The organism is Sphingomonas edaphi, from assembly GCF_003583725.1.
Taxonomy (GTDB): Bacteria; Pseudomonadota; Alphaproteobacteria; order Sphingomonadales; family Sphingomonadaceae; genus Sphingomicrobium; species Sphingomicrobium edaphi.
Genome location: NZ_QXTF01000001.1, coordinates 1,289,244 through 1,312,500, shown reverse-complemented (window position 1 = coordinate 1,312,500; position 23,257 = coordinate 1,289,244). Strand labels below are relative to the sequence as shown.

26 protein-coding genes (1 of these 26 running past the window's edge) are annotated in these 23,257 nt (G+C 63.8%); 7 read left to right on the top strand and 19 right to left on the bottom strand.

Features of this window, described 5'->3' with window-relative positions; translation table 11 throughout:
- The 5 genes from D3M59_RS06735 to hisS all read right to left on the bottom strand — a co-directional run.
- Positions 1-1,166 carry the 5' portion of a porin gene (locus D3M59_RS06735; protein ID WP_119532718.1) on the bottom strand. Its footprint begins 172 nt before the window's first position, so the window shows 1,166 of its 1,338 coding nt (coding positions 1-1,166); it begins with the start codon at positions 1,164-1,166; its stop codon lies beyond the left edge, outside the window.
- A gap of 221 nt (positions 1,167-1,387) precedes the next feature.
- Positions 1,388-1,993 carry a DUF4167 domain-containing protein gene (locus D3M59_RS06730; RefSeq protein ID WP_119532716.1) on the bottom strand — a complete coding sequence of 202 codons (606 nt, stop codon included), beginning with the start codon at positions 1,991-1,993 and terminating at the stop codon, positions 1,388-1,390.
- A 267-nt stretch (positions 1,994-2,260) separates the two neighbouring features.
- Positions 2,261-3,085 (bottom strand): peptide chain release factor N(5)-glutamine methyltransferase, encoded by an 825-nt coding sequence (gene prmC / locus D3M59_RS06725; protein ID WP_407695428.1) that lies wholly within the window; start codon positions 3,083-3,085, stop codon positions 2,261-2,263.
- Positions 3,082-4,167, bottom strand: a complete 1,086-nt coding sequence (gene prfA, locus D3M59_RS06720; protein ID WP_119532714.1) for a peptide chain release factor 1 — start codon at positions 4,165-4,167, stop codon at positions 3,082-3,084. Before prfA ends, prmC begins: the two co-directional genes overlap by 4 nt.
- A 5-nt stretch (positions 4,168-4,172) precedes the next feature.
- A complete protein-coding gene (gene hisS / locus D3M59_RS06715) occupies positions 4,173-5,381 on the bottom strand; it encodes a histidine--tRNA ligase (RefSeq protein ID WP_119532712.1) in 1,209 nt (402 codons plus the stop codon).
- Positions 5,382-5,446: 65 nt separating this feature from the next.
- On the opposite strand from hisS, the gene ppa reads away from it, so the two are divergent.
- Positions 5,447-5,983: an inorganic diphosphatase gene (gene ppa / locus D3M59_RS06710; protein WP_119532710.1), complete on the top strand. Its 537-nt coding sequence runs from the start codon at positions 5,447-5,449 to the stop codon at positions 5,981-5,983.
- Here the strand turns inward: ppa and D3M59_RS06705 are convergent.
- From D3M59_RS06705 to ispG, 4 genes are all read right to left on the bottom strand, one after another.
- Complete coding sequence (locus D3M59_RS06705; RefSeq protein ID WP_158581966.1) at positions 5,980-8,631, bottom strand: TonB-dependent receptor plug domain-containing protein; 2,652 nt, start codon at positions 8,629-8,631, stop codon at positions 5,980-5,982. The two genes, ppa and D3M59_RS06705, sit on opposite strands and share 4 nt — an antisense overlap.
- A gap of 120 nt (positions 8,632-8,751) precedes the next feature.
- The gene (locus tag D3M59_RS06700; protein ID WP_119532925.1) at positions 8,752-9,066 is read right to left on the bottom strand and encodes a DMT family transporter; all 315 of its coding nucleotides are present in this window, start codon (positions 9,064-9,066) and stop codon (positions 8,752-8,754) included.
- A gap of 48 nt (positions 9,067-9,114) precedes the next feature.
- A complete protein-coding gene (locus D3M59_RS06695) occupies positions 9,115-10,017 on the bottom strand; it encodes a DMT family transporter (RefSeq protein ID WP_119532706.1) in 903 nt (300 codons plus the stop codon).
- A 37-nt stretch (positions 10,018-10,054) separates the two neighbouring features.
- On the bottom strand, positions 10,055-11,185 hold the full coding sequence (gene ispG / locus D3M59_RS06690) for a flavodoxin-dependent (E)-4-hydroxy-3-methylbut-2-enyl-diphosphate synthase (protein WP_119532704.1): 1,131 nt from the start codon (positions 11,183-11,185) through the stop codon (positions 10,055-10,057).
- Positions 11,186-11,285: 100 nt separating this feature from the next.
- Here ispG and D3M59_RS06685 point away from each other — a divergent pair, with 100 nt between their 5' ends.
- From D3M59_RS06685 to D3M59_RS06675, 3 genes are read left to right on the top strand one after another with little or no spacing between them, the layout of a single operon-like run.
- Entirely contained in the window at positions 11,286-13,436 is a 2,151-nt protein-coding gene (locus D3M59_RS06685) for a toll/interleukin-1 receptor domain-containing protein (protein ID WP_119532702.1), read from the top strand.
- 29 nt (positions 13,437-13,465) lie between these two features.
- Positions 13,466-13,930, top strand: coding sequence for a hypothetical protein (locus D3M59_RS06680; RefSeq protein WP_119532700.1), 465 nt, complete (start codon positions 13,466-13,468; stop codon positions 13,928-13,930).
- Positions 13,931-13,985: 55 nt separating this feature from the next.
- Entirely contained in the window at positions 13,986-14,882 is an 897-nt protein-coding gene (locus tag D3M59_RS06675) for a S1/P1 nuclease (RefSeq protein ID WP_199662382.1), read from the top strand.
- Here D3M59_RS06675 and D3M59_RS06670 read toward each other — a convergent pair.
- From D3M59_RS06670 to D3M59_RS06655, 3 genes are all read right to left on the bottom strand, one after another.
- Positions 14,879-15,811 (bottom strand): alpha/beta hydrolase, encoded by a 933-nt coding sequence (locus D3M59_RS06670; protein ID WP_119532698.1) that lies wholly within the window; start codon positions 15,809-15,811, stop codon positions 14,879-14,881. The two genes, D3M59_RS06675 and D3M59_RS06670, sit on opposite strands and share 4 nt — an antisense overlap.
- The gene (locus tag D3M59_RS06665; protein ID WP_119532696.1) at positions 15,808-16,056 is read right to left on the bottom strand and encodes a hypothetical protein; all 249 of its coding nucleotides are present in this window, start codon (positions 16,054-16,056) and stop codon (positions 15,808-15,810) included. The genes D3M59_RS06670 and D3M59_RS06665 overlap by 4 nt, the downstream gene beginning before the upstream one ends.
- Before the next feature lie 205 nt (positions 16,057-16,261).
- Complete coding sequence (locus D3M59_RS06655) at positions 16,262-17,164, bottom strand: SPFH domain-containing protein (RefSeq protein WP_119532692.1); 903 nt, start codon at positions 17,162-17,164, stop codon at positions 16,262-16,264.
- A 90-nt stretch (positions 17,165-17,254) separates the two neighbouring features.
- Here D3M59_RS06655 and D3M59_RS06650 point away from each other — a divergent pair, with 90 nt between their 5' ends.
- A complete protein-coding gene (locus tag D3M59_RS06650) occupies positions 17,255-18,163 on the top strand; it encodes an isoaspartyl peptidase/L-asparaginase family protein (RefSeq protein WP_119532690.1) in 909 nt (302 codons plus the stop codon).
- Here the strand turns inward: D3M59_RS06650 and D3M59_RS06645 are convergent.
- The 6 genes from D3M59_RS06645 to D3M59_RS06620 are packed head-to-tail and all read right to left on the bottom strand — an operon-like array spanning position 18,151 to position 22,107.
- Positions 18,151-19,290 (bottom strand): GNAT family N-acetyltransferase, encoded by a 1,140-nt coding sequence (locus D3M59_RS06645; RefSeq protein WP_119532688.1) that lies wholly within the window; start codon positions 19,288-19,290, stop codon positions 18,151-18,153. The genes D3M59_RS06650 and D3M59_RS06645 overlap by 13 nt on opposite strands.
- Positions 19,277-20,008 (bottom strand): glycerophosphodiester phosphodiesterase family protein, encoded by a 732-nt coding sequence (locus tag D3M59_RS06640; RefSeq protein ID WP_267896930.1) that lies wholly within the window; start codon positions 20,006-20,008, stop codon positions 19,277-19,279. Before D3M59_RS06640 ends, D3M59_RS06645 begins: the two co-directional genes overlap by 14 nt.
- Positions 19,983-20,444 carry a RidA family protein gene (locus D3M59_RS06635; protein ID WP_119532684.1) on the bottom strand — a complete coding sequence of 154 codons (462 nt, stop codon included), beginning with the start codon at positions 20,442-20,444 and terminating at the stop codon, positions 19,983-19,985. The genes D3M59_RS06640 and D3M59_RS06635 overlap by 26 nt, the downstream gene beginning before the upstream one ends.
- A gap of 33 nt (positions 20,445-20,477) precedes the next feature.
- Positions 20,478-21,230, bottom strand: coding sequence for an SDR family NAD(P)-dependent oxidoreductase (locus tag D3M59_RS06630; protein ID WP_119532683.1), 753 nt, complete (start codon positions 21,228-21,230; stop codon positions 20,478-20,480).
- Positions 21,227-21,841, bottom strand: a complete 615-nt coding sequence (locus D3M59_RS06625) for an HAD family hydrolase (protein ID WP_119532681.1) — start codon at positions 21,839-21,841, stop codon at positions 21,227-21,229. Before D3M59_RS06625 ends, D3M59_RS06630 begins: the two co-directional genes overlap by 4 nt.
- Positions 21,841-22,107: a DUF3572 family protein gene (locus D3M59_RS06620; RefSeq protein WP_119532679.1), complete on the bottom strand. Its 267-nt coding sequence runs from the start codon at positions 22,105-22,107 to the stop codon at positions 21,841-21,843. Before D3M59_RS06620 ends, D3M59_RS06625 begins: the two co-directional genes overlap by 1 nt.
- A 48-nt stretch (positions 22,108-22,155) precedes the next feature.
- Here D3M59_RS06620 and D3M59_RS06615 point away from each other — a divergent pair, with 48 nt between their 5' ends.
- Positions 22,156-22,569 (top strand): response regulator, encoded by a 414-nt coding sequence (locus tag D3M59_RS06615; RefSeq protein ID WP_119532923.1) that lies wholly within the window; start codon positions 22,156-22,158, stop codon positions 22,567-22,569.
- Positions 22,570-22,598: 29 nt separating this feature from the next.
- On the opposite strand, the gene rpmG is transcribed toward D3M59_RS06615, so the two are convergent.
- The gene (gene rpmG / locus D3M59_RS06610) at positions 22,599-22,766 is read right to left on the bottom strand and encodes a 50S ribosomal protein L33 (RefSeq protein WP_037498456.1); all 168 of its coding nucleotides are present in this window, start codon (positions 22,764-22,766) and stop codon (positions 22,599-22,601) included.
- A gap of 171 nt (positions 22,767-22,937) precedes the next feature.
- Here rpmG and D3M59_RS06605 point away from each other — a divergent pair, with 171 nt between their 5' ends.
- A complete protein-coding gene (locus D3M59_RS06605; protein WP_119532677.1) occupies positions 22,938-23,252 on the top strand; it encodes a hypothetical protein in 315 nt (104 codons plus the stop codon).
- Positions 23,253-23,257: the final 5 nt, after the last annotated feature.

Here is a 23,257-nt window from a genome sequence, read left to right as displayed (position 1 = left end):
GCGATCCCCGCATCCTTGAGATCGAGGTAATCCCAACGGGCATTCAAGCCCAGCGATCCCCAGCCGCCCTTGTCGAAACCGTTCTTTACCTTCACGCGATCGAACTTGCCGCCCTTGTAGCCGCGGCTCTCGCCCGTGAAGAAATAGCCGCCCTCGACATAGGCGCCGAAGAACGTTGGGTCGGCAAAGCCGCTGCGTGACACTTTCTGCCAGTAGGCTTCGCTGGCCACATGGAACGGGCCGAAGATTCCGGCGGCTTCGACACCATAACCGGTCTCGGCCTTGGCATCGATCAGGTTGCCCGTGTCGATGAAGCGAACGTCAGTCGAGTGCACGGCGGGCCGCTGCCGATAGCGGACGCTGGTCGCCGCATCGTTGAGTTCCCGGTAGTGCGCCGACGCGCCGAAATGGAGCTGACTAGCACCCATCTTCGGAGCAAAGACGAGGCGGCCGTCGACGCTGTAGCTATTATTGTCGTCGCCGACCGAGTTCAGATCGGCGATGCTATCCGTAAAGACGCCGCCTTGGGCAAGCAGGTCGCCCTTGGCATATTGCACGGAGGCGCCGACGCGGCGTTCGAAGTTGAAGGCGTCCGTGAATGCGGCGCGCTCGATGAAGGAGGAGTGCAGCGAACTGGTCAGCTCGTCCAGCGACTGGAAATTATTGTGCTGACCGACGATGAATTCGAGCTCGTCCTTCTTGTGCGACAGGAATGCGTCCGTGAATTCCACCTCACCGGCGGCAAGGTCGAGTTCGACCTTGTAACCAAAGCCTCCCGGAATAGTGCCCTCGACGCCCAGACGTCCCCGGCGCAACTCGTTCGAGAAGCCAAGTCCGGGATTTGAATATCCGTCCGGCGAACTGACCGTGGCGACATCGTACATGAGGCGGCCGCGAGGCTTGAAGCTCCAGCCCTTGTCCTTGTCGGCCAGCTCGGGCGCGCCCTTCCACGAGGGGGTCGCCTTGGCTTGGGATGCCTGGATCTGCGCTATGGATTCCTGCAAGGCCTGCACCTGCGCCTGGAGCGTTTCGATTTGCTTCTGAGCCTCTTCAAGGCCCTGCGGGTGGGCCATAGGCGACGGCTGGGCATCCTGCGCCAAGGCCGCATTGCCGGCGCACAGTGCGCTCCCAGCGAGGATTGCGCGGACAAACATCGAGCTCTTCATCGGTATTTCCCTTCCCCCGGCCCCACGTCAGGGCGGCGTTCGCGGACCCAATGGACGGCGCGCATTGCATTTTTATGACGCGCCTATGTCCACGGGAATTCAGGAAAAATACGCAGCCTACGCCATTGCGAGATACGAAACTGACACGAGTGTTTCAGATTCATGCTGAAAAAAAGGGCGGCGGGAAAGTCCCGCCGCCCCTATTCTTCTATTTTGCCCAGTCAGGCCGCCGGCGCCATATCGTCGCCATCGTCTTCGACCCGCGGCTTGCGGGCCCGGCGTCGCGGCTTCGGAGCTTCCTCAGCTTCCGCGCTTTCCTCTTCGCCAGCGCCGATCGCGGGAGGCAGGACGCCGAGCGAAATCCGTTCGTCACCCTCTTCCTGCGATTCGCGGCGCGAACCGTTGGGGCGCGATTGCGGCGGACGGTCCTGTCGGTCGGAGCGCTCGCGATTGCGGCGCGGGCGCTGGCGGACTTCGCTCTCACCCTCTTCATCGCCGTCACCACCGTCGGCGATCATTTCCTCGCCGTCATCCTCGTCCTCGTCGTCATCGCGGCGACGGCGCTGGGCCTGCTGCTCTTCGAAGCGCGAACGGCTGTCCTCAAGCACGCGAAAATAATGATCGGCAAACTGGAGATAATATTCGGTCTGGACGCGGTCACCGGCCAGCTGCGCATCGCGCGCCAGACTTTTATACTTTTCAAGCAACTGCGCGGCGTTGCCACGCTGGCGGTTGTCACGATTATTGCCGCCGGCATTACCCGGCATCCCTTGGGGACGCTGTCCACCGCGACCACGACGACGGCCGCCCTGACGATTGTTGATCAAGTGTTGGTTCCCTGTCGCACTGGCGCCCGGTCTGCCGAACGCCCTCAAATCTTCCCTTCCGCGGAAGCTATGGTCCCGTCGCGAGGAACCGGCCCGCGCCATGTGCGGCGCAAGTCGACCCTCCCTTGCCGTCTGGCGTTATTTTCGAACGCGAGCGCGGCGATGTCGTCGGGGGTCGGCGGCGGGGGCGCAACATTTTCGTGAGAGCGGCCCCGTCCCTGCCCCCCGATGTAATGGCCAAGCAGCGAAATTCCAAGCTCTTTCGACTCACGCCTTGATCAGCAGGGCTCGGGAGCGTCCCCCAAGGTCGTAAGCGATCGACGGCTTCAGTCCTTCGGCGCGGAACAGCGCGGCCGCACTGTCCGCCTGATCAGCGCCGATCTCGATCGCGGCGAGACCACCCAATGCGATCAGTTTTCCTACTTGGGGCGCGAGTTTGCGATAGTCGTCCAAGCCTTGGGCACCGGCAAATAGCGCCTCGGCTGGTTCATATTCGGCAACGCCCGGTCCCGTCTCCGCGTCAGTCGCGACGTAGGGCGGATTGCAAAGTACAAGGTCGAACCTCTGGTGAATGCCGCGCGCCCAGTCGCCGAGCTGGAGCGCAGCGCGCCCCGACAGGCCGAGCCGCTCCGCATTCTGTTGGGCGTAGGACAAGGCGATCGGCGATGCATCGATGCCAAGCCCGGTGGCGTTGGGCCATTCGTCCAGCGCCGCGAGGAGCAGAGTGCCGGGTCCCGTGCCAAGGTCCAGGATCCGCCGGGGTCCGGGACCTCCCGCGAAATGCTCGACGGCCGAAGCGATTAGCGTTTCGCTGTCCGGACGCGGGATGAGCGCACCGGGACCAACTACAAGGTCGATTGTCCAGAAAGCCCTTTGTCCCGTGATGTAAGCGACCGGCTCGCCCTGCCTGCGGCGATCGACGTAATTCGCGAAGACAGGTGGAACCGCGCCCGGTTGCGGATCGAGGATCAGGCGGTCGCGACCGATCCCCAGCGCGGCGGCCATCAACAATTCCGCATCTAGGCGCGGAGTGTCGCTGTTCTGCCCAAGCTGCTCTGTCGCCCGTGAAAGCGCACGGGAAATGGCGGTCACGCCTCCTCGAGACCGGCGAGCCGCTCTGCCTCATCTTCGGCGATCAGGGCGTTGACCAGTTCGCCCAGCCCCGGACCTTCAAGGATTGCGTCCAGCTTGTGCAGGGTCAGGTTGATGCGGTGGTCAGTCACGCGTCCTTGCGGGAAATTGTAGGTGCGGATCCGCTCCGACCGGTCTCCGGAGCCAACCATCGACTTCCGGGCACCGGCACGCTCCGACGCGAGCCTCTCACGCTCCAATTCGAACAGACGTGTGCGCAGCACTTTGAGTGCCTTAGCCTTGTTCTTGTGCTGCGATTTTTCATCCTGCTGGATGACGACCAGCCCCGTCGGAAGGTGGGTGATCCGGACCGCGCTGTCGGTCGTGTTGACGGACTGGCCGCCAGGTCCCGAGGACCGGTAAACGTCGATGCGCAGATCCTTGTCGTCGATCTGGACGTCGACTTCCTCGGCTTCAGGCAACACGGCCACAGTAGCGGCCGACGTATGAATTCGGCCACCGCTTTCCGTCGCCGGCACGCGCTGGACGCGGTGAACCCCGCTTTCGAACTTCAGCTTGGCGAACACGCCCGCTCCGTTGATCGAAGCAACAGCTTCCTTATAGCCGCCAACGTCAGACACCGACGCGGAAATCAGCTCGAACTTCCAACCCTGCTCTTCGGCGAAGCGCTGATACATGCGAAGCAGGTCGCCGGCGAACAGCGCAGCCTCATCGCCCCCGGTCCCGGCCCGGACTTCCAGCATCGCTGCACGCTCGTCCGCCGCGTCGCGCGGCAAGAGTTGCACCGCTAGCGCCCGCTCCGCCTGCGGCAGCTTTACGCGAATCTCCTCGGCTTCGTGAACAGCGAGTTCTTTCAACTCCGGCTCGGCCGTGGGGTCGCCGGCTAGACCGACGAGTACGTCCAGCTCGGCCCTCAGTCTGCGAACTTCGCGAGCAGCGGCGGCCACTGGCTCGATCTGAGCATATTCCTTTGACAGGCGCACAAAGTCCTCGGGGGCAAGGTTGGGTGCCGCCATCGCCTCCGACAGATCATGCTTCTTTGCTTCGATCGAGACGATACGGTCCAGGGAAATACTTTTCATGACGCTTACAGTCCCGACAACAGTTCTTGCGTCCGCGACGCCCCGCTGGCCTTGACGCGCCGGGTAACTGCGCCGTCCGCAAATCCAAGAACGACGATCTCGGCCGCGCCTTTCTTGACCGCGCGGTCGTAGCGCTTTCGTGGCGAGCCGCTCGCGACAAGTTCGACCGACAGGCCGGCCGCTCGCAAGCGGGCAGCAGACGCCCAAGCTTGCTCCATCGCAGCATCGTCCTCCACGACAATGGCCGCATCGAGCAATTCGGCCTGCGGCGTATCGATCATCATCGCCAGCCGCTCGATACCGGCTGCCCAACCGACCGCCGGCGTGTGCGGGCCGCCAAGTTGCTCAATCAGCCCGTCGTAGCGCCCACCCGCCATCACCGTGCCTTGCGCACCGAGCTGGTCGGTGACGAATTCGAACGCCGTATGGCGATAATAATCGAGTCCACGAACGAGGTGCGGATCAAGCTCGTAGACGACGCCGACCGCCGAAAGCCCGTCACGCACCTTTTCGAAGAACTCCTCTGCCTCGGCGCTCAACTCCATCGCGGGCGCGTCCGCAACAAATGCGCGGTCGCGCGGATCTTTGCTGTCAAGGATGCGCAGAGGGTTCTTGTGAAGCCGTTCCTGGCTGTCTTCGGACAGTTCCGCCCGGTACGCGGCGAAATATTCGACAAGCCGGGCCCGCCAGCGGTCGCGGCTGTCCGCATCGCCCAGCGTGTTGAGCCTCAGCATGACGCCCTTGATTCCCAACTCTTCCAGCAGCTGGGCGCCAAAGGCCAGCAGTTCGACATCCGCTTGAGGCTCCGCCGCGCCGATGACTTCCGCGTCGAGCTGGTGGAACTGACGATATCGCCCTTTTTGCGGACGCTCGTAGCGGAAGGCCGCGCCATGCGTCGCAGCCTTTAGCGGCGCGAACCGTTGCCAGCCTTCTGACAGATAGGCGCGGCAAATGCCGGCGGTAAATTCAGGCCGCAGCGTGATCGAATCGCCCGACCGGTCCTCGAACGAATACATTTCCTTGGACACGACGTCGGTCGTCTCGCCCATCGTCCGGGCGAACACCGCCGTCGGCTCGATGAGCGGCACTTCGACCCGCTTGAAGCCGTACAGACGGCGGACACGGTCAAAGGCGGCGACTACTTCAAGGAAGCGGTCGGCCTCTTCTCCAATCAGGCTTTGCGTGCCCCGGACGGGCTGCGGCGTTGAACTCATTGCTGGGGCCTGTAGCATTTTTGCGTTTTCAGGGAAGCGGTTCGCGCCTAAGGGCGCGACCCATCATGAACATCGATTTGATTCCCGCGGGTGCCAACCCGCCGCACAGCGTCAACGTCCTCATCGAAGTCCCTATCGGCGGCGAGCCGGTGAAATATGAATTCGACAAGAATAGCGGCGCCATCTTCGTCGATCGGATCCTGCACACGCCGATGCGCTATCCGTGCAATTACGGATTCATCCCCCAGACACTCTGCGACGACGGCGACCCGCTGGATTGCCTCGTCATGACGCGCTGGACGCTGATGCCGGGCACGGTGATTGCCGCCCGCCCCGTCGGCGTCCTCTACCTGGAGGACGAAGCCGGCGGCGACGAGAAGATCCTCGCGGTGCCCGTGACCAACGTCTCGCCCTATTACAAGGACGTCGAGGACTATACGCATTTGCCGCCTATCGTGGTCGAGCAAATCGAGCACTTCTTTACCCACTACAAGGATCTCGAAGCCGAGAAGTGGGTGCGCGTCGGCAAGTGGGGCGACGCAGCCGCCGCCCGCCAGGTCATCCTCGATTCGATCGCCAAGGTTTCGGCGGCGAAAGCCTAACCGCCGGCCCGACCGCCTCTCATCCCGCCGCGCTGGAAGAAGCGCTGCGGGATGAACAGCTTACGGAAGGTAATCCCGATCGTCCGACCCACCGGCTGCAACAGATCGGGCTGGTAGCTGAGCGGCGTCGTTCCGTCGGAACGACGCACCTTCGGCCGGTTGTTGAGAATATTCTCGATGTCCAGTCGCACCGACGTTCCCCGGAAGAAGGGGTGCTTGGCGACCAGTTCGAAATTCTCGCTGAGGTTGGCGAAGAGGCGAAGATCAACGTCGGCGTAAGGCGAGAATCGCAGGTCGCCTCCCGGGCTGTCGATCGTCGTCCCGCTGCGCCAATTGCCCTGCAGTCGGGCGCCAAGCCCGTTGTTGTAATAACCGGACTCCGCCTGGATTTCGTGCCGTGAACGGCCGCCGGTGGATCCGATCGCCTCGCCATTCAGATAATCGAGCTTGGGCAGACCATCGGCGATCGTCACTTCGTCAACCAAATTCACCTGGTGGGTCAGCGAGAATGTCAGGCGGCCGCCTTGGCGACCACGGCCGAAGCGCCCGCCGCCACGTCCGCCGAACCGGCCACCCGGCCCTGCGCCGGCAAGCGACCCGGCTTGGCCCGATGGCTGCCGCGGATCGCCCGCTGCGGGAGTAGTGCCCGGTGGTGGCGCATCGCCCGACGGCACTGTTCCGCCCCGAGCGGCACGCTGCGCGGCAAAGCGCTCGCGCAACTGGGCAATTGCCGCTTGGGACGGCGGCTTGGACGCCAAGGGCTTGCTGAAGCTGAAGCCCCAGCGGAGCGTTTCGCGCTGCGACTTTTCAAAGTTGACGGGACGGAGATCAACTCGGACGAGATTGCCGTCGGCATCCCGCTCGAAGCGGTCGGGGAAGGCTGCTTCCAGCGCTTCGGTCGCGGCCGGGAAGCCGCCCTGCGGTCGATCGATCGTTTGCCGGACATATTCGGCGCGCAGTCGGAGGTTGGTCTTCTCGAAGGGCTGCCAGTTGCCGCTGAGCTTAAACACGTTACGCCGGTCGGCATCCAGCGCCGGATTGCCGCCGGTGATGGTCGTCAGCAGCACGGTCTCACCGCGCGTATAATCGAAATAGGCCACACCCGGCGATTCGAGCAGCGGGTCGCCAAGCTGCTGCAGCGAGGGCGCGCCTTCCTCCCGGGTCCAGCTGGCGAGGAGGTTAAGGCGGGGTGCCGGCGACCAGTTGACGCCGGCGCCCAGGCTGGTCAGCGTCCCGAAGTCGCTAAGCTGGGTCAGCCCGGCATTGAGGTTGGCCGACAGCCGACCGATGGACGCGGTCCGCTTCGTAATGGGAAGGTCGAGGCTGGCCGAAGCATCTCCACTCGTGCGGCCGAGATCAGACTCGAACCGCTCATCATCGCGCAGCGCCTCGCTATTCTGGTCGATGCGGCCAAGCCCCACCTTGAAGGTCGCATTGGCATCGCCCGCCGGGAGGGCGAACAGCGGCCCGTTTGCCGTGGCGTCCCAAGACAGGGTGGTGCGGTTGGACCGGCTGCGGTTGCGGTCCAGCTCGGACAGGGGGCCGAGGTCGCCGTACGGGTCGAAGGTGGGGTCGCCGGCGTCGAGCCGCGTCTGCGCGGTCGATAAGTCGAAACCCCGATCAGTTCGGGTCGTGCTGCGCGAATATTCGGCGTTGGCAGTCGACGACAGCCGCCACTTGCCGCGCTGGCCATTGAGTGCGCTGCCGAGGCGGATCGCTTCGGTTGCTGTATCGCGGGTCAAGGGATTGCCCGCGAATGCGCGAACGATCTCGGCGCCATTGTCGTAGAGCATTCCCGTCGGAACGCCGAACCGCGACTTACCCGTTTCGCGCTGGACCTCGCCATTCACGGTAGCGGAAATATCGCCCAGTACGGTCCGGTTGAGCGTGCCCGACAGGCGGATGTCCTGCCGTGCCCCGGTCAAGGTCCGATATGGGCGCGGGTCGACCGCATCGGTATCCGGCGCAGCCGGCTGCAGAACGATGTCCCGTTCGCTTTCGTACAGCGGTGAATTACTTTCGACGTGCAGGTTGATCGACGTCCGCTGCCCGTCACGGATAACCAGGCGCGTCCCGTCGGCCTGCCCGCTGACATAGCCGCCGTCTGTCGCTGACTTGCCTCGCAGCTCTGCGGTGGTCGAATTGAACCGGCGGCGCAGCACGATGTTCACCACCCGCTGGTCGGCCGCATATCCATATTTCAGCGCGACTTCCTCGGGCAGGATTTCCATTCGCTCGATCGCTTCGGGCGGAAGGTCGCGAAGGTCGCGGAATCCAGAAATACGTTGGCCGTTAAGGAGCAGGACGGGGCGTCCGCCCGACCGCCCGCGCGCGCTACCAACCTGGCTTTCAACGGCTTCGAGCAACTCGCTGATGCTCGTCGCGCCGGTCGCCCGGATGTCGCGCGAGGTCAATGTATTCTCAGCGGGAATATCGCCCACGACTGACCCGCGCGGCTTTTGCCCGACAACGACAATATCTTCGCCGTCGGCTTCATCCGCATATTCATCTTCGACGGGCATCGCGGATTCGTCAGTCGTAGTCTGGACATGATCAGCGTTTTCTCCCGCCGGCACTTCCTGTGCGAAAGCAGGGATGGGCGCGGTGGTCGCCAGGAGGATGGACAGGATGCGGCAGGTGCGGGTCATGGAAAGCCTAACTCGGTTGTGACAGGTTCGCTCCCGCAACTGTTGCTGCGAAGATGAAGCTCTCCTGACTTCGAGCATCGCTTCGACCAACAGTCGCGTCCGCCATGACAAACGACTGGATCAGGCGGTCAACTTCAAGGCCGCGATGCACCCGACGATTGCTAGGATAAGCAGCATGCGGATGGTTGTCGTAGGCTCGTCGAAGAACGCCATGCCGACAATGACCGTGCCGACGGCCCCGATCCCGCCCCAAACGGCATAGGCTGTGCCCATCGGGATCGAACGGGAGGCGAGCTCCAACAGGCCCATGCTGAGCGTAACCGACACGAGGAAGACCAGTGTCCAGGGGAGGCTCTTGAAGCCATCAACGAAGCGCAGCGCGGTCGTGAACCCCACTTCGAAAAAACCGCCCAAGATAAGATAGAACCACGCCATCCGCTTGCCTCCACGCGGGACCTTGCCCATGAGACGCGCGGCGCGCAATCAGGCCAGCGCTTCTATTTCCGGTTCAGGACGCGGTTTCTCCCGCGCCGCGACGATGCAGCCGCCGACGATTAGAACGGCGCCGGCCAGCGTGTATGGGGAAACTGGCTCGGCGAAAACGAGCCAGCCGAGCGCGGCCGCCCAAAGGAATCCCGAATATTCGGTGACCGCCAGATAACCGGCCTCTCCCCGCGCATAGGCAAACGCGAACAGCAGTACGCCGGCAAACGACATGACAGCGGCGGCGAGGATCGCGGGCCATTCCGCAGTCGGCCACTCAACGCCGCCCATGAACGGCAGCGACGCAAACATCAGCAGCGCGATGGTCCCGTTCTGAAAAAATCCGATCTCCAGCGGTTTCGCCGCTAGCGACTGTCGCCGCATCATCACGATATTGACCGCATAGCAGACGGCCGACGCGAGTATGGCGGCGGTCCCGACTAGAACCCCTTCGCCAAGGCTCGTGCTCGCCTGGCCGGCGACAATGACGAGCACGCCCGCGAAAGCGGTCAGCGATGCGGCGACCGTTCGCCTGCCAATGCGTTCGCCAAGGGTGAAGACGGCTAGGAATAGCGCGATCAATGGAGCGATGAAGGTCAGTGCAATCGCCTGCGCCATAGGAATCCGGCCCAGACCGAAGAAGAATAGCAGGCCCATCACCGTCACGACCGCACCGCGCGCGACGTGCAGCCGAATGACGTTAGGTGTCGGCCACGGACCCCGTCGCGGCAGGTAAAGCGCGCTCGACAGGATCACGCCGGCGAGCGCGCGCCACACACTAGTTGCGTAAAGCCCGATGGCCAACACCAACCCCTTCATGACGGCATCCATGACAGACAGGACGCCGACCGCGGCAAGGGCGACAGCAAACGCCAGAACGGGATGTTGCCGGGGGGCGGTCATTTGCCGCCCTTAGCGGGGCGGCAGGCGGACGCCATCCCTATTCTGCGGCGTCGAGTTCAACGGGTGTGGACGCGGCTTCGATTTCCGCCGCCTTGGCCTCCACCAGCCGGACGATATGATCGATCATGCCGTCGTCCTGCACATGGTGGTCGGTCACGCCGGACAAATAGACCATGTGCTTGCCGTTACCGCCGCCGGTGATGCCGATGTCGGTCTCGCGCGCCTCGCCAGGACCGTTGACGACGCATCCCAGCACCGACAGGGACATCGGCGTCTTGATGTGCTGCAGCCGCTCTTCCAGCATCTGGACCGTCCGAATCACGTCGAAACCCTGCCGCGCGCAGCTGGGGCACGAGACGACGCGCACCCCGCGGTTGCGGATGCCCAGCGCCTTCAGGATTTCATAGCCGACCCGAACCTCTTCCTCGGGCTCGGCTGACAGGGATACGCGGATCGTGTCGCCGATTCCCGCCCACAGCAGCGAGCCGATACCGATCGAACTTTTCACCGTGCCGCCAACGAATCCCCCGGCCTCGGTAATACCCAAGTGAAGCGGGCAATCGACTTGGTAGGCGAGCTGCTGGTACGCGGCGACCGCCATAAATAGGTCGCTGGCCTTCACCGCGACCTTGTAGTTGCGGAAGTCATGATCCTCGAGGATTCGAATATGATCGAGGGCACTTTCGACTAAGGCGTCGGGACACGGCTCGCCATATTTTTCGAGTAGATCTTTTTCCAGACTGCCGGCGTTGACGCCGATCCGGATCGCGCAGCCATTGGCCTTGGCCGCCGCAACCACTTCACGAACGCGGTCGTCGCTGCCGATATTCCCCGGGTTGATTCGCAGGCAGGCGGCTCCGGCATCGGCGGCTTCCAGCGCGCGCTTGTAGTGAAAATGGATGTCAGCGACGATCGGTACCTGCGCCGCGCGGACGATTTCCTTCAGCGCGGCTGTCGATTCTACGTCCGGGCAGGACACGCGGATGATGTCGGCCCCAGCCTCTTCGCAGCGGCGGATCTGGTCGATCGTCGCCCGGGCATCCGATGTCGGCGTGTTGGTCATCGTCTGGACGGTGACGGGCGCATCGCCGCCGACAGCGACGTTGCCAACCATGATCTGTCGGGACTGGCGGCGTTCTATTGTGCGCCATGGGCGGATTGCTGACATGGGCGCCATATAGCCCGCTGCTCGCGCCCCTCCAAGGGATTCGCCGAGGTTAATCCAAAATGCTAATGGGCATCAATTGGAGTCGAGCTGGGGGTGGCTGATGGCCGAGCTTGCCCATTTGCCGCGCATTTCGCGGACCGCCCCTTCGCGGGCGCGCCGGGCACCTCCGCATCAGCGCTACATGGCGTTTCTCAGCTACAGCCACGACGATGAGAAGGAAGCGGCCTGGCTTCACGAAAGTCTAGAGGAATTTCGCGTCCCAAAGCGGCTAGTCGGTCAGTTGACCGACACCGGCCCCGTCCCAAAACGGCTTTCGCCGATTTTCCGCGACCGGCACGAGCTGGCGGCCGCGGCCGATCTTGGCGAGGAAATCGAGGAAGCAATGGCGGCTTCGCGGTTCCTTATTGTCCTCTGCTCGCCGACCGCTTCCCAGTCCCACTGGATCAATGAGGAGATCAAATGCTTCAAACGACTGCACCGCGAGGACCGCGTGCTCGCCGTGATCCTGGACGGCGAACCTTGTGCCAGCGACATTCGGGGCCGCGAACATGAGGAATGCTTTCCGCCCGCGCTCCGCTTTCATTGCGACCGCAAGGGCCGCCTGACCACCCAGCGCGCGGAACCGCTGGCCGCGGACCTTCGCGACAGTGGCGACGGTCGGCACATGGGCCTGCTGAAAACTGCCGCCGGTCTGCTCGGAGTCGGCCTTGACGACCTCGCCCAGCGCGAGGCTCACCGCCGCCAGCGGCGGATGACGATCATCACGGCGGCGTCGGTCGCGGGCATGCTGTTCACCAGCGGCCTCGCCTACACTGCGATCCAGGCGCGCGACGAGGCCCGCGACCAGCGGCGAGAGGCGGACGGGCTGATCGGGTTCATGCTGGGCGACCTTCGCACGCGACTGGAACCGGTCGGGCGGCTTGACGTGCTCGACGCGGTCGGTGCGAAGGCACTCGCCTATTACGAAAATCAGAACAAGTCGGACCTGTCTGACGACGCGCTGGCGCAGCGGTCGAAAGCGCTGACGCTGATGGGCGAGATTGCGGCGTCGCGCGGGGACCTTGACGGCGCCCTGCGCCGCTACCGGGAAGCACTTGCCGGCACTGCTGAGGCACTCAGGCGCTTCCCCGACGACCCGCAGAAAATGTTCGATCACGCACAAAGCGTCTATTGGGTCGGCTCGATCGCCATGGCGAAGGGTGCGACAGACGAGGCAGGGGTTCGGTTCCGCGAATATCGTCGGCTTGCCCAGCGGATGGTCGCCGCCGACCCCAACAATCCGAAATGGCAGCTGGAACTGGTCTACGCCTCAAGCAACCTCGGTATCGTCGAGCAGGAGCAGCGCCGCTACCGCGAGGCGGCGGAAACCTTCCAGGCGTCGGTTGCAGCAACCGAGCGCCTCGTCGCCCGCGAGCCGGCGAACATGGAATATCATAAGCTCCTGTCGGAAGCGCTCGCCTACCTGTCCGACGCGCAGGGTAGCGCCGGGCAACTCCTGCCCGCCATCGCTCAGCGCCAGCGGCAGCTGCAGCATCTCGCGCCTTATCTCGCCCGCGAACATTCCGACGCCGACCTTCGCCAGAAAGCGATGATCGCCAATATGGCCCTGTCGCGCCTGCTGTTCGAGCGCGGGGAAACGAAACAGTCGCTGACGATGGCCGCTGCCGCCACAGATCTCGGCAGAGAACTAGTGGCGCTCGACCCCAACAATGCCGACTGGATGGGCCGCACCGCGAATACAGAGGTCAACCGGGCTACGCTGCTGCTCCGGGCCGGCCATACCGCGGAGGGCGCCGCTTCCATCGCGCGCGGCTGCGGCCTGGCGGACCGGCTCGTCGCCCGGAACCCGGACATGGCCTCTTGGCGCTCGACGGCATCGCAATGCCTCGCCCTCCGGGCCGAACTGGCCGCCGCGAATAGCGACGGCGAACAGGCCCGCGCGCTCGCCCGCCAGCAATTTGGCTCGCTGGGCGGGGTTGGAACGACAGCTAAGGACCCGTTCGAACTCGCCCTGGCCCACAAGCTTCTGGGCGACATCGCCTGGCGGACCGGCGACCGCGCTGGCGCCATCGCCGACTGGAAAGCCAGCCTCGCCGCCTGGCCGGCCAAGGTGCCTGAAACGCCGCGCCTGATGGCCCAGCGGGCCGAGATGCTGCGCGGCACCGGCGCCCGCGAAGAAGCTCGCAAGATCACGTCCAAGCTGGAATCGCTCGGTTATCGCCGGTCGATCAGCAACGTCGCGAAGATTTGACAAAGCAAGTGAAGCAAGAGGAGGGCAAAATGGGCAATCATTCGAAGCGGCCGCAAACCATGCCGCCGCTGAACAGGGTAAAAGTCGAAGTCATCGCCAATCCGGGACCGGGCGGGACGATCGCCTGGTCACACGAAATCAAGACGCCGGGCCATTCGAACGGCAATAAGGTCAAGTTGCCAAAGGGCACGGGCTGCCAGATCGACTTCGATCTCGACACAAACGGCCAGGATGTCCGGTTCGATGCCGACGCGCCATTCTTCTGTAAGGACGGGACGGCCGACCCCTGCCCGTCGTCGCTCACGTCCGAACAGGTTATGGTCGATTCGTGCGACGACGATAAGCTAATCGTGTTCGACTGGAACTACGGCAATCCCGTCGACCTTCGCTACCAGCTCAACTTCGTCACCAAGGTTGGGGAGCGCGTCAATCCCTACGACCCGATCATTGAAAACGGCGGCGGTAGCATCAGGCCGACATTCAACAACAGCTGATCCAGGCGAGCGCGGCCACCTAGCTGACGAGCGGGTGCGCCGCTAAGCCTTAGTCATGCCGAATCGAATCATCGTTACTCTGCTGGGCCTTCTCGCGTTGCTCGGCGCCGCCGCGCCTGCCCACGCTTATTGGGAATATGGCCACGAAAGCGTCGCTCGGATCGCGTGGGAGCAGATGCGCCCGAATACGCGGCATCAGGTCGGAGAGCTGCTTCGCCAAGGACGCCTACTCGAAACTCCCGACTGTCCCGTAGCGACAATCGAACAGGCGAGCCTCTGGGCCGACTGCATCAAGCCTCTCGGCGACCGCTTCGCCTACGCCTACAGCTGGCATTACCAGAATGTCGATGTCTGCAAACCCTTCGACCTCAAGTCCGCCTGCAAGGATGGTAATTGCGTATCTGCCCAGATCGAGCGCAACGCGCGGCTCATTGCCGATACGAAGGTCCCGGTCCGTGAGCGGCTGACGGCACTTGCCTTCATAGTCCATTTTGTCGGCGACCTTCATCAGCCGATGCACGCGGGCGATCATCAGGACTTGGGCGGCAACCGTGTCGCCGCTAATTACGGCGTGGTCGGCGGGCGGGCGAACCTGCACGGCATCTGGGACGGCTGGCTCGCCGAACGCGCGATCTCGACCCCGCCGTCGGGACCCTCGGCGATCCTCGCTGGCCTATCAGCTGAAGAGCGTTCGCGCCTCGCAGCAGGCAGCGTCGAGGACTGGAGCCGTGAAATGTGGAGCAAGGCCCGCGACCTTGCCTACAAAACGATGTTGCCCGACCCTTGCGGCCCTGCCCCCGCCGAGCGGCCCGTACTGGACGAAGCCGAGGTCCGCGCAATGATCCCTGAAGTCCGCGCCAACATCGCCGCAGGCGGACTCCGGCTGGCTCGCTTGCTGGACGATGCGCTCGGCCCCGACCATCGGGCGCCGGGGCAGAAGCGAGATCGCTAGTGCTTCACGAATTTGGCGATTTCCTCTACGACTTCCGGCGCGATGGGCAGTGACGGGTCGCCATAGCTAGCAAGGTTCGCTAACCTGTCGGTTCCGGCAGGCACCTTTAACAAATGGTTGGCTCCCCTCACAATCGCTAGCCTGGCCGCGGGCTGCGCGGCGGCCAGCAGCTTGGCATCGTCGACCCCCACCTGAATGTCGTTGTCACCTTGGATAACGAGCAGTGGCACCCTCAGCGAGGCCGCGAGATTCGCCGGATCTCGGGCCAGTATATCAATCAGGAATGGCTGCACGGCCGCGTTGAACATCGGTTGGAGAGGGGCCGGCAGGGTCGTCGCATCGACAGTCTTACCCTCTTCCAGTGTGTCGAGTGCCGACAAGGCCGCGTCCAGGATTGGCGCATTGGCCGGGTTGGATTTCAGCTGGTTCCGCATCACGGCACCCAGCTTGCGTCCAGGCCCGGCAACGGTGATTACCCCGCAGATATCGTCAGGTCGCTGCGCTGCAGTGAGCGCAACGAGTGCTCCCTCGCTATGGCCGGCGATCCAAATGCAACCCGCGGCCGTCTCTGAGCGTACGGACTTGATCCAGTTGTGTACATCGGTCGCATAATCGGCGATAGTCGCCTTGTTCGCATCCGCGATGGCAGCCTTGCTTCCAAACATTCCCCGTTTGTCGATCCTGACCGAGCTAATTCCCTTCCTCGCGAGTCCCTTGGCAAGCAGGCGGTAGCTGGCAGCGGTGACCCCGAGCGGATTATTGCCGTCCCGGTCGGTCGGACCGGAACCTGGAACGATCAGCACCACGGGCGAGCCTTCCCCGGCATCGAGCAGAGTGCCGGCCAGCCTGGCCTCCGGCCCGGGGGCATGGATTGGCCGCTCCGACACAGCTGCGGCAGCCAAGACGGTTAACGCAAGCAAAACGCTCATTCCCTGCCTCCCCAACGCCAGCGCCAACCCCCGCGAGTCGTTCGCGAGGCGACGACCAGCATCACCGCGACCAGCGGAAGAACGATCGCGACCACGACCAGCGGGCGATCCTCGAAGATGTATGCTGTGCCCAGGACAGCGACCATGAACGCAATAGTGACCAGCCATCCCTGCCAGGCAATGGGAAGGCCTGCGCCAATTCCGTAGCGCTTGGGCGCAAACCATTCGTGGCGATCATTCATCATTCTTCTCCTTGGGCGGCCGCCCCCGTTTCGCGGGTGTAGGCGCCACGAGCTTAACGCCGCGAGCTTTCAGCGCCTCGCGCAACAGGCATTCGACTTCCGCATTAATAGACCGAAGATCGGCGGCGGCGGCGCGCTCGACTGCCTCCCAAAGGACAGAGTCGACGCGTAACGGATATGATTTGCGCTCGCCGCCCATGAACCGCACTTACTGGTAGAGCGTTCCGGTGTTGACGACGGGCTGCGTGTCCCGCTCGCCGCACAGGACGACCATCAGGTTCGAAACCATGGCGGCGCGACGCTCGTCGTCCAGCTCGACGACATTCTTCTCGCTGAGCTGCTCCAGCGCCATTTCGACCATGCCGACCGCGCCATGAACCAGCGTCTGCCTAGCGGCAACGACCGCCTGCGCCTGCTGGCGGCGAAGCATCGCCCCCGCAATTTCCTGCGCATAGGCCAGGTGGGTGAACCCACACTCGTCGACTGTGATCCCGGCCACCGCCAGGCGGGCGATGAGTTCCTTGCGGAGTTCGGCCCCGACTTCGTCATGGTTTCCGCGGAGCGTAACTTCCAGATGCTCGAAATCGTCGTACGGATAGCGCGACCCGATGGTGCGGATGGCCGCTTCGACCTGGACCTTCACAAACTCCTTATAGTCGTCGACGTCGAACAGCGCCTGGGCCGTATCGACCACGCGCCATACGATCTGCGCCGCCATCTCGATCGGGTTGCCGCGCAGGTCATTCACCTTGATCTTGTCGGAGATGAAGTTGTTCGCCCTAACCGAAACTTTCTTGCGCATCAGCCAAGGCAGGACCCAGCGAAGGCCGGTCGCCCGGTCGGTGCCGCTGTAGGCTCCGAACAGGGTGATCGCCGCCGCCTGGTTGGGTTGCAGCATATAAAAGCCGCAGGCGACGAAGATCAGCGTGAAGGCGCCGACGATGACCGCCGCGATCGTCAGAACATTGGCATTGTCATTGGCAAGTTGGACTACCCCCCAGACCTGCACGGCAATCGCCAGCAACAGGATAAAAAGCATCGCGTAACCGCTCGCGGTGGACGCGGGGCGTTCGCGGCTGCTGTTCAGCGCGACCACGTTGGTATCAATCATCAGAGCCTCCCTTTAATTGATATCACATTAATATCACGTCCCGGCGAACGTCAACTGGAATCGGTCGCCTTGCCGCGCTAGGACGCGCTCATGACTTGGAAACTGGTGATCCACGGCGGTTGCGGCGCCATGCGTCCGGAAAACGTCACGGCGGAGCAGGAGGAGCTTGCCCGCGCAGGTCTCAACTTGGCGCTTGACGCCGGGGAGGCGATCCTCGCTTCGGGCGGAGCGGCGCTCGATGCCGTGGAGGCGGCGGCGCGGGCTCTAGAGGAAAATCCTGCATTCAATGCCGGACGGGGAAGCGTTCTGACGGCCGACGGCCATGTCGAGCTAGACGCGGCGATCATGGACGGCAGCGATCGGCGCGCCGGCGCGGTCGCGGGCATGCGGACCACCCGCGCCCCCATCGCCGCGGCGCGCGCGGCGATGGAACATAGTCCTCACGTCCTGCTTACCTATGAAGGGGCGGATCGCTTTGCGGCAGAGCAAGGCATCGAGCAGGTCGACAACCGCTGGTTCGTCACTCCGGAGCGGCAGGCCCAGCTCGACAGAATTATGGCCGCCGGCGGCAAGTTCGACACCGACATCAAATATGGAACGATCGGTGCGGTTGCGTGCGATTCCAGGGGCCATGTTGCGGCGGCGACCTCGACAGGGGGTCTGACCGCCAAGCGCTGGGGCCGCATCGGCGATTCCCCGCTGATCGGTGCGGGCACCTATGCCGACGATCGCGCCGGTGCGGTCAGCGCCACCGGGCTCGGCGAGTCCTTCATTCGCGCGGTGGCGGCGCATGAGCTTTGCGCCCAAATACGGATCGGCGGCGAAGGGTTGCGGGCAGCGCTCGACGCGGTGCTGGCCGATGTCGGCGCGCTGGGTGGAACCGGAGGCTTGATCGCTGTCGGCCCCAATGGCGAATCCGCTTGGGGCTTCACCACGCCGGGGATGTATCGTGCTTCGGCTGGACCGGAGGGCCGGCAGGTCGCCATCTACGCCGAATAATCAGAACGGTACGGCAAAGACTCCCTCGCCCACTCCATTTCCTGCCGGATCGCTTCACGCTCGCCGGTGAGGAAGCGAGCGACCGCGTCGCGGAAGCCCGCGTTCGGCAGGAAATGCACGGATCGGGTCAGGACCGGCTCGTAACCCCGCGCGAGCTTATGCTCGCCCTGTGCACCCGCCTGGACGCAGCCGATCCCGTTGGCAATCGCCCACTCCATCGCGCGGTAATAGCTAAGTTCAAAATGCAGGAACGGAACATCCTCGGTCGCACCCCAGTAGCGGCCATATAAGATGTCCGTGCCGACGAAGTTTAGCGCCCCGGCGACCGCTTCTCCCGACCGAATCGCCAGGAAGATCAGCGCGGTCTCGCCCATCGCTTCACCGACGCGATCGAAAAATTGGCGGGAGAGGTAGGGTCGACCCCATTTGCGCGCACCGGTGTGCTGGTAAAATCGCCACATCGCGTCCCAGTGATCCGGACCGATCTCGGCCCCGCGCAGCGTGACGACCTCGACTTTCTCGCAGGCGGCATGTCGCTCCTTGCGGATCGCCTTTCGCTTGCGGCTCGAGAGGCGGGCCAGAAAATCGTCGAAATTGGCATAGTCGCGATTGAACCAGTGAAACTGGACGCCATGCCGCTCCAACCAGCCGCGCCGCAGCGCGCGATCCGCTTCCTGTTCCTCCAGGAACGTGATGTGCGCCGATGACAGGTCGTTCTGAACGGTCACCGCCTCAATGGCGGAAAGCAGCCTTTCAGTCTCGCTGCCTAGCAGGCGCGATCCGGGGCAGGGGGTGAAAGGCACCGCTACCTGTAGCTTTGGATAATAGACGCCGCCGGCCCGCTCCCATGCATCCGCCCAGCCATGGTCGAACACATATTCGCCCCGGCTATGGGACTTCAAATAAGCCGGGGCCGCGGCGGCAAGTCGTCCTTCCCTCTCAATCATGATGGGAAAGGGCGTCCAGCCGCTCACCGCGCCGACGCTTGCCGACGATTCGAGCAAGGACAGATACTCGTGGGATAGGAACGGGTCCGACGGTCCAGCCAGACGGTTCCATTCTTCGCGGTCGATCTCGGAAACGCCGGCTGCGATTCGAGCGATCGGGTCGGGCTCACGGTCTGCCATCACCCTCCCAGATAAGCGCATCGGCGTGAATTTCAGCGGCCTTGCGCTCCTCGTTCGTCCGAATCGTCCAGCTGTAGATTCGGCGCCTGCTGCGTTCTCTCGCCACCCATGCCCGGTTCAGCACTGCGCGGTCGACAGCGAGGAAATCTGGCGCCGACCTCTGCAACCCGCGCCATCGGTCGAACGCCGATGCCCGCTCCGATATCACAAGGCCTCTCCGGAGAGTCGGGTGATGGTGGCCCAGCCAATGGATAGCGGTAGGTTCGAAACTCATAACGCCGAGTGGTCCGGAATAGCCGTCAACCTGACGCGCTACCGCTTCTGAGATCCGCTTCGCATTGCCGCCCCGGCACTTCATTTCGACCAGCAACGGCGCCTTTCCCGAGACGAGCCCGAGAAGGTCGGTCAGCAGCGGGATATGCTCCTCGGTGTCGTACAGCCGCTGGCTCCTCAGCACGGCGGCACTGCTCGCCTCGACTGCCAGCGCCGACGCGCACAGCCGCCGCAGGTCATGGTCGTGAAACACGACAACCTGCCCGTCGCCAGTCAGGCGGACGTCGCATTCGATACCCGAGCCGCGCTCAAGCGCAGCGCGGAACGCGGCCATGCTGTTTTCAGGAACGCCCGGCCCGTGAAGGCCGCGATGCGCGAATCCGGCCGGACCGGGCCAAAGAGGGTCGCGCCCTTGGCGGTCAGTCGCGGATCTTGACGACCGCATCCACCTCGACCGCGACGCCCAGCGGCAGGACCGGAACGCCGACCGCCGACCGCGCATGGCGCCCAGCCTCGCCGAATACGTCCTGCATCAGTTCCGACGCGCCATTGGCTACCTTTGGCTGGTCGGTGAAATCGCCATGGCTGTTCACGAACACGCCCAGCTTAACGATGCGCTCGACGCGGTCCAGCGATCCCAGCGCGTTGCGCAGTTGCGCCAGCAGCATGATGCCGCAGCGGCGCGCAGCGGCTTGGCCAGCTTCAAGGTCCATGTCTTCGCCCAGCCGGCCCTTGATCAGGCTGCCGTCCTCGGCGAACGAAATCTGGCCCGACACATGCAGCAGGCCATTGGCCTCCACATAGGGAACGTAGCTCGCCACCGGGGCGGCGGCTTCGGGAAGGGTTATGCCAAGTTCGGCGATGCGCTGGTCAATGCTCATGGCGCCTGCCTCAACACCCGTCGGGCGCTCGGGTCAACCCTCGTGACGGTGGACTGCGAAGCCGGCCCAGCTCTGGTTGGTGGGCATCAACTCCAGCGTGTTGATGTTGAGATGCGGCGGCAGCGTGGCCACCCACCAGATCGTCCCGGCGATATCCTCAGCTGTCATCGGGTCCATGTTCGAATAAAGCGCATCCGACGCCGCTTGGTCCCCGCCGGTCCGGACCAGCGTGAATTCGGTCTCGACCATCCCCGGCTCGATCGAAGTAACTCGGACGCCGGTCCCGGCAAGGTCGCAGCGTAAGCCGAGGCTGAACTGACGGACGAACGCCTTTGAACCGGCGTAGACCGCACCACCGCGATAGGGATAGGTCGCGGCGACCGAGCTAAGGTTGATGACCGTGCCCTTGCGCTCAACCAGCCGCGGCAGCAGCGCCCGGGTCAGCGCGACCAGCCCGCTGACATTGGTGTCGATAACGGTATCGAGTGGCGCCTGCTCCGCATCCTGCAAATTGCTCATCGGCGGCGCGAGACCGGCATTGTTGAGCAGCAGGTCAATGGCCGCGAACCCTTCAGGCAGCGCTCCGATCGCCGCGCCGAAGCTTTCCGAGTCGCGCATGTCCAGTTCAAGCGGATGAAACGTTTCGCCCAGCTCAGCCGCCAATGCCTGGAGCCGGTCATGCCGGCGCCCAGTGCCGATTACCTTCCATCCTCCCGCGACGAAGCTGCGCGCGGCGGCGGCACCAATGCCGGCAGTCGCGCCGGTAACGAACATCGTCTTGGTCATTTGCCTTCCAGTCTTTCGAGGATCCAGTCGCAGGCCGTTGGCCAGTCGTCGATTCGCGCATGGGCATGTTCCGCAGGCGGAATGGCCGGTGCCAGCCGGGGCTCAGCTACCATATGCAGTCGGTGCACCTCCGGCGCGTATTTCGCGACCGACGCGTGATGAACGGCAAGGTCGTCGACGAACGCCGTGCGCGTAGCGTTATGCCTCCCGATAATCGCGCGCGCCGGGACGCCCTTGCCGCCCCGGTTGCAGACCACCTCGTGCCGGATGCCGTGCCGCGCCAGCTGATCCACGCGCCACGGATGCGCTTCGTCGCCAAGGTTGGTGAGTACGACGATGTCGGCCACCTCGCCGATGCGGCCGAGCGCCTCAAGCGCGCCGGGCACCAGCGTCTGGCGCCCCATCTCCTCGCGGAAGAACTGGTCGAGCAATGGCCAGACTCGCTCCTCCGCGACGGGCGCGCCACCCGCGATTTCCGTCATCGCGCCGCCAAAGCTTCCGGTTTCGAATGCGAAGCGAATGCCGTGCGCGTCGCCTAGCCATTCATCGAAGTGCGATACCATGTGCAGCAGCACCTCGTCGCAATCTGTAATGAGAAGCGGCCGGCCCATCAGCGCTCGAGCTCTGCCTTGGCCGCAAGCAGCGCTCCGGGCGTGGAGCCGATCGCTTCCGCTACGTCGATCAGGTCCGGCTGATGGCTTTCCAAGAACGCCAAGGTCGCGGCGAGCAACTGCCGCTCGCCGATCCGCTCACGAATCCCATCGGGAGACAGGCCGGTAAGGTCAAGGAACCGCTGCGCTCGCCGTTCGTCTGTCAGCGTCGCGGCAAGCGCGGCCAATGCCAGCGCTTCGGCGTCATTTGTGGTCGGACTCAACATCGCCTATCTGTCTGGGCAGGAATTTTCGGGGGTTATCGCTTGGCCAAGATCCTGGTTGTCGAGGACAACGCCCTCAACATCAAGTTGTTCTGCGACTTGTTGACGGCGCATGGCCACGAAACCGAGCCGGTCACCGACAGCCGGGACGCGCTGGAGGCGGCGCGCGCCTTTCACCCTGACTTGGTGATCACCGACATCCAACTGCCCCACGTCACGGGCATCGAATTGATGGAAATGATGCGCGCCGACGAGGAGTTGAAGACCGTGCCGATCATGGCCGTTACCGCTTACTCGGCCGTGGGCGATGACGAGCGAATCCGAGCCGCGGGCGCGCAGGCTTATGTCTCAAAGCCGATTTCGGTGATGCGGTTCGCCGAAACGGTCGACCAGTTGCTGGAGGCTGGTCCCGTTACAAACGATTCGGGCGGCCCCGATGCCGGAGCCGCCCCAATCGAACGGTAAGTTTCCGCGCGGACGCGGAAGCCGGAAGCTTACTTGATCTTCGCTTCCTTGAATTCGACATGCTTCCGCGCGACCGGGTCGTACTTGCGAAACGACATCTTCTCGGTCTGGTTGCGCGGGTTCTTCTTGGTCACATAGAAGAAGCCCGTGTCGGCAGTGCTGACGAGCTTGATCTTGACGGTTGCCGGCTTGGCCATCGCGAGAATCCCAAAAGCTGAAAAAATGAAGGCGGGCCACAAGGCGCCGCCCGAACCCGCGCCCAATGGCGACCATGACCCCGAATGTCAAGGTGACAGCGACGAGGCCGCAGCCTTGACTTGCCGTTAACCATTTTCGGCGAACCTCCAAGGGTGAACGGAGAATCGCCCATGGCCGCCCTCGATTCGATCAGCATTGTCCGCTTGCGGCTCGGCGAGCGCATCGCTGAGATCGAGCAACGCGTTTCGCGGCTCAAGCCGGTCGACATCTGCGCCCGCATGGAGGCGATTCGCACGATGGCCGCGGAGCATGGAATGTCGGCATTGGAAGGCTTGGCCGATTATGCCGCTCACCATTCGCTGATGCCTGGCGGCGTTCAGGCGACACGCGCCTGCCTTGAGCACATGGACGAAGCGCTCCGCAGCGAAAACGGAACCCACGATCGAGAATCGATTCTCGCCGCGCTGGCCGTTCGCCTGCATTAGCAGCC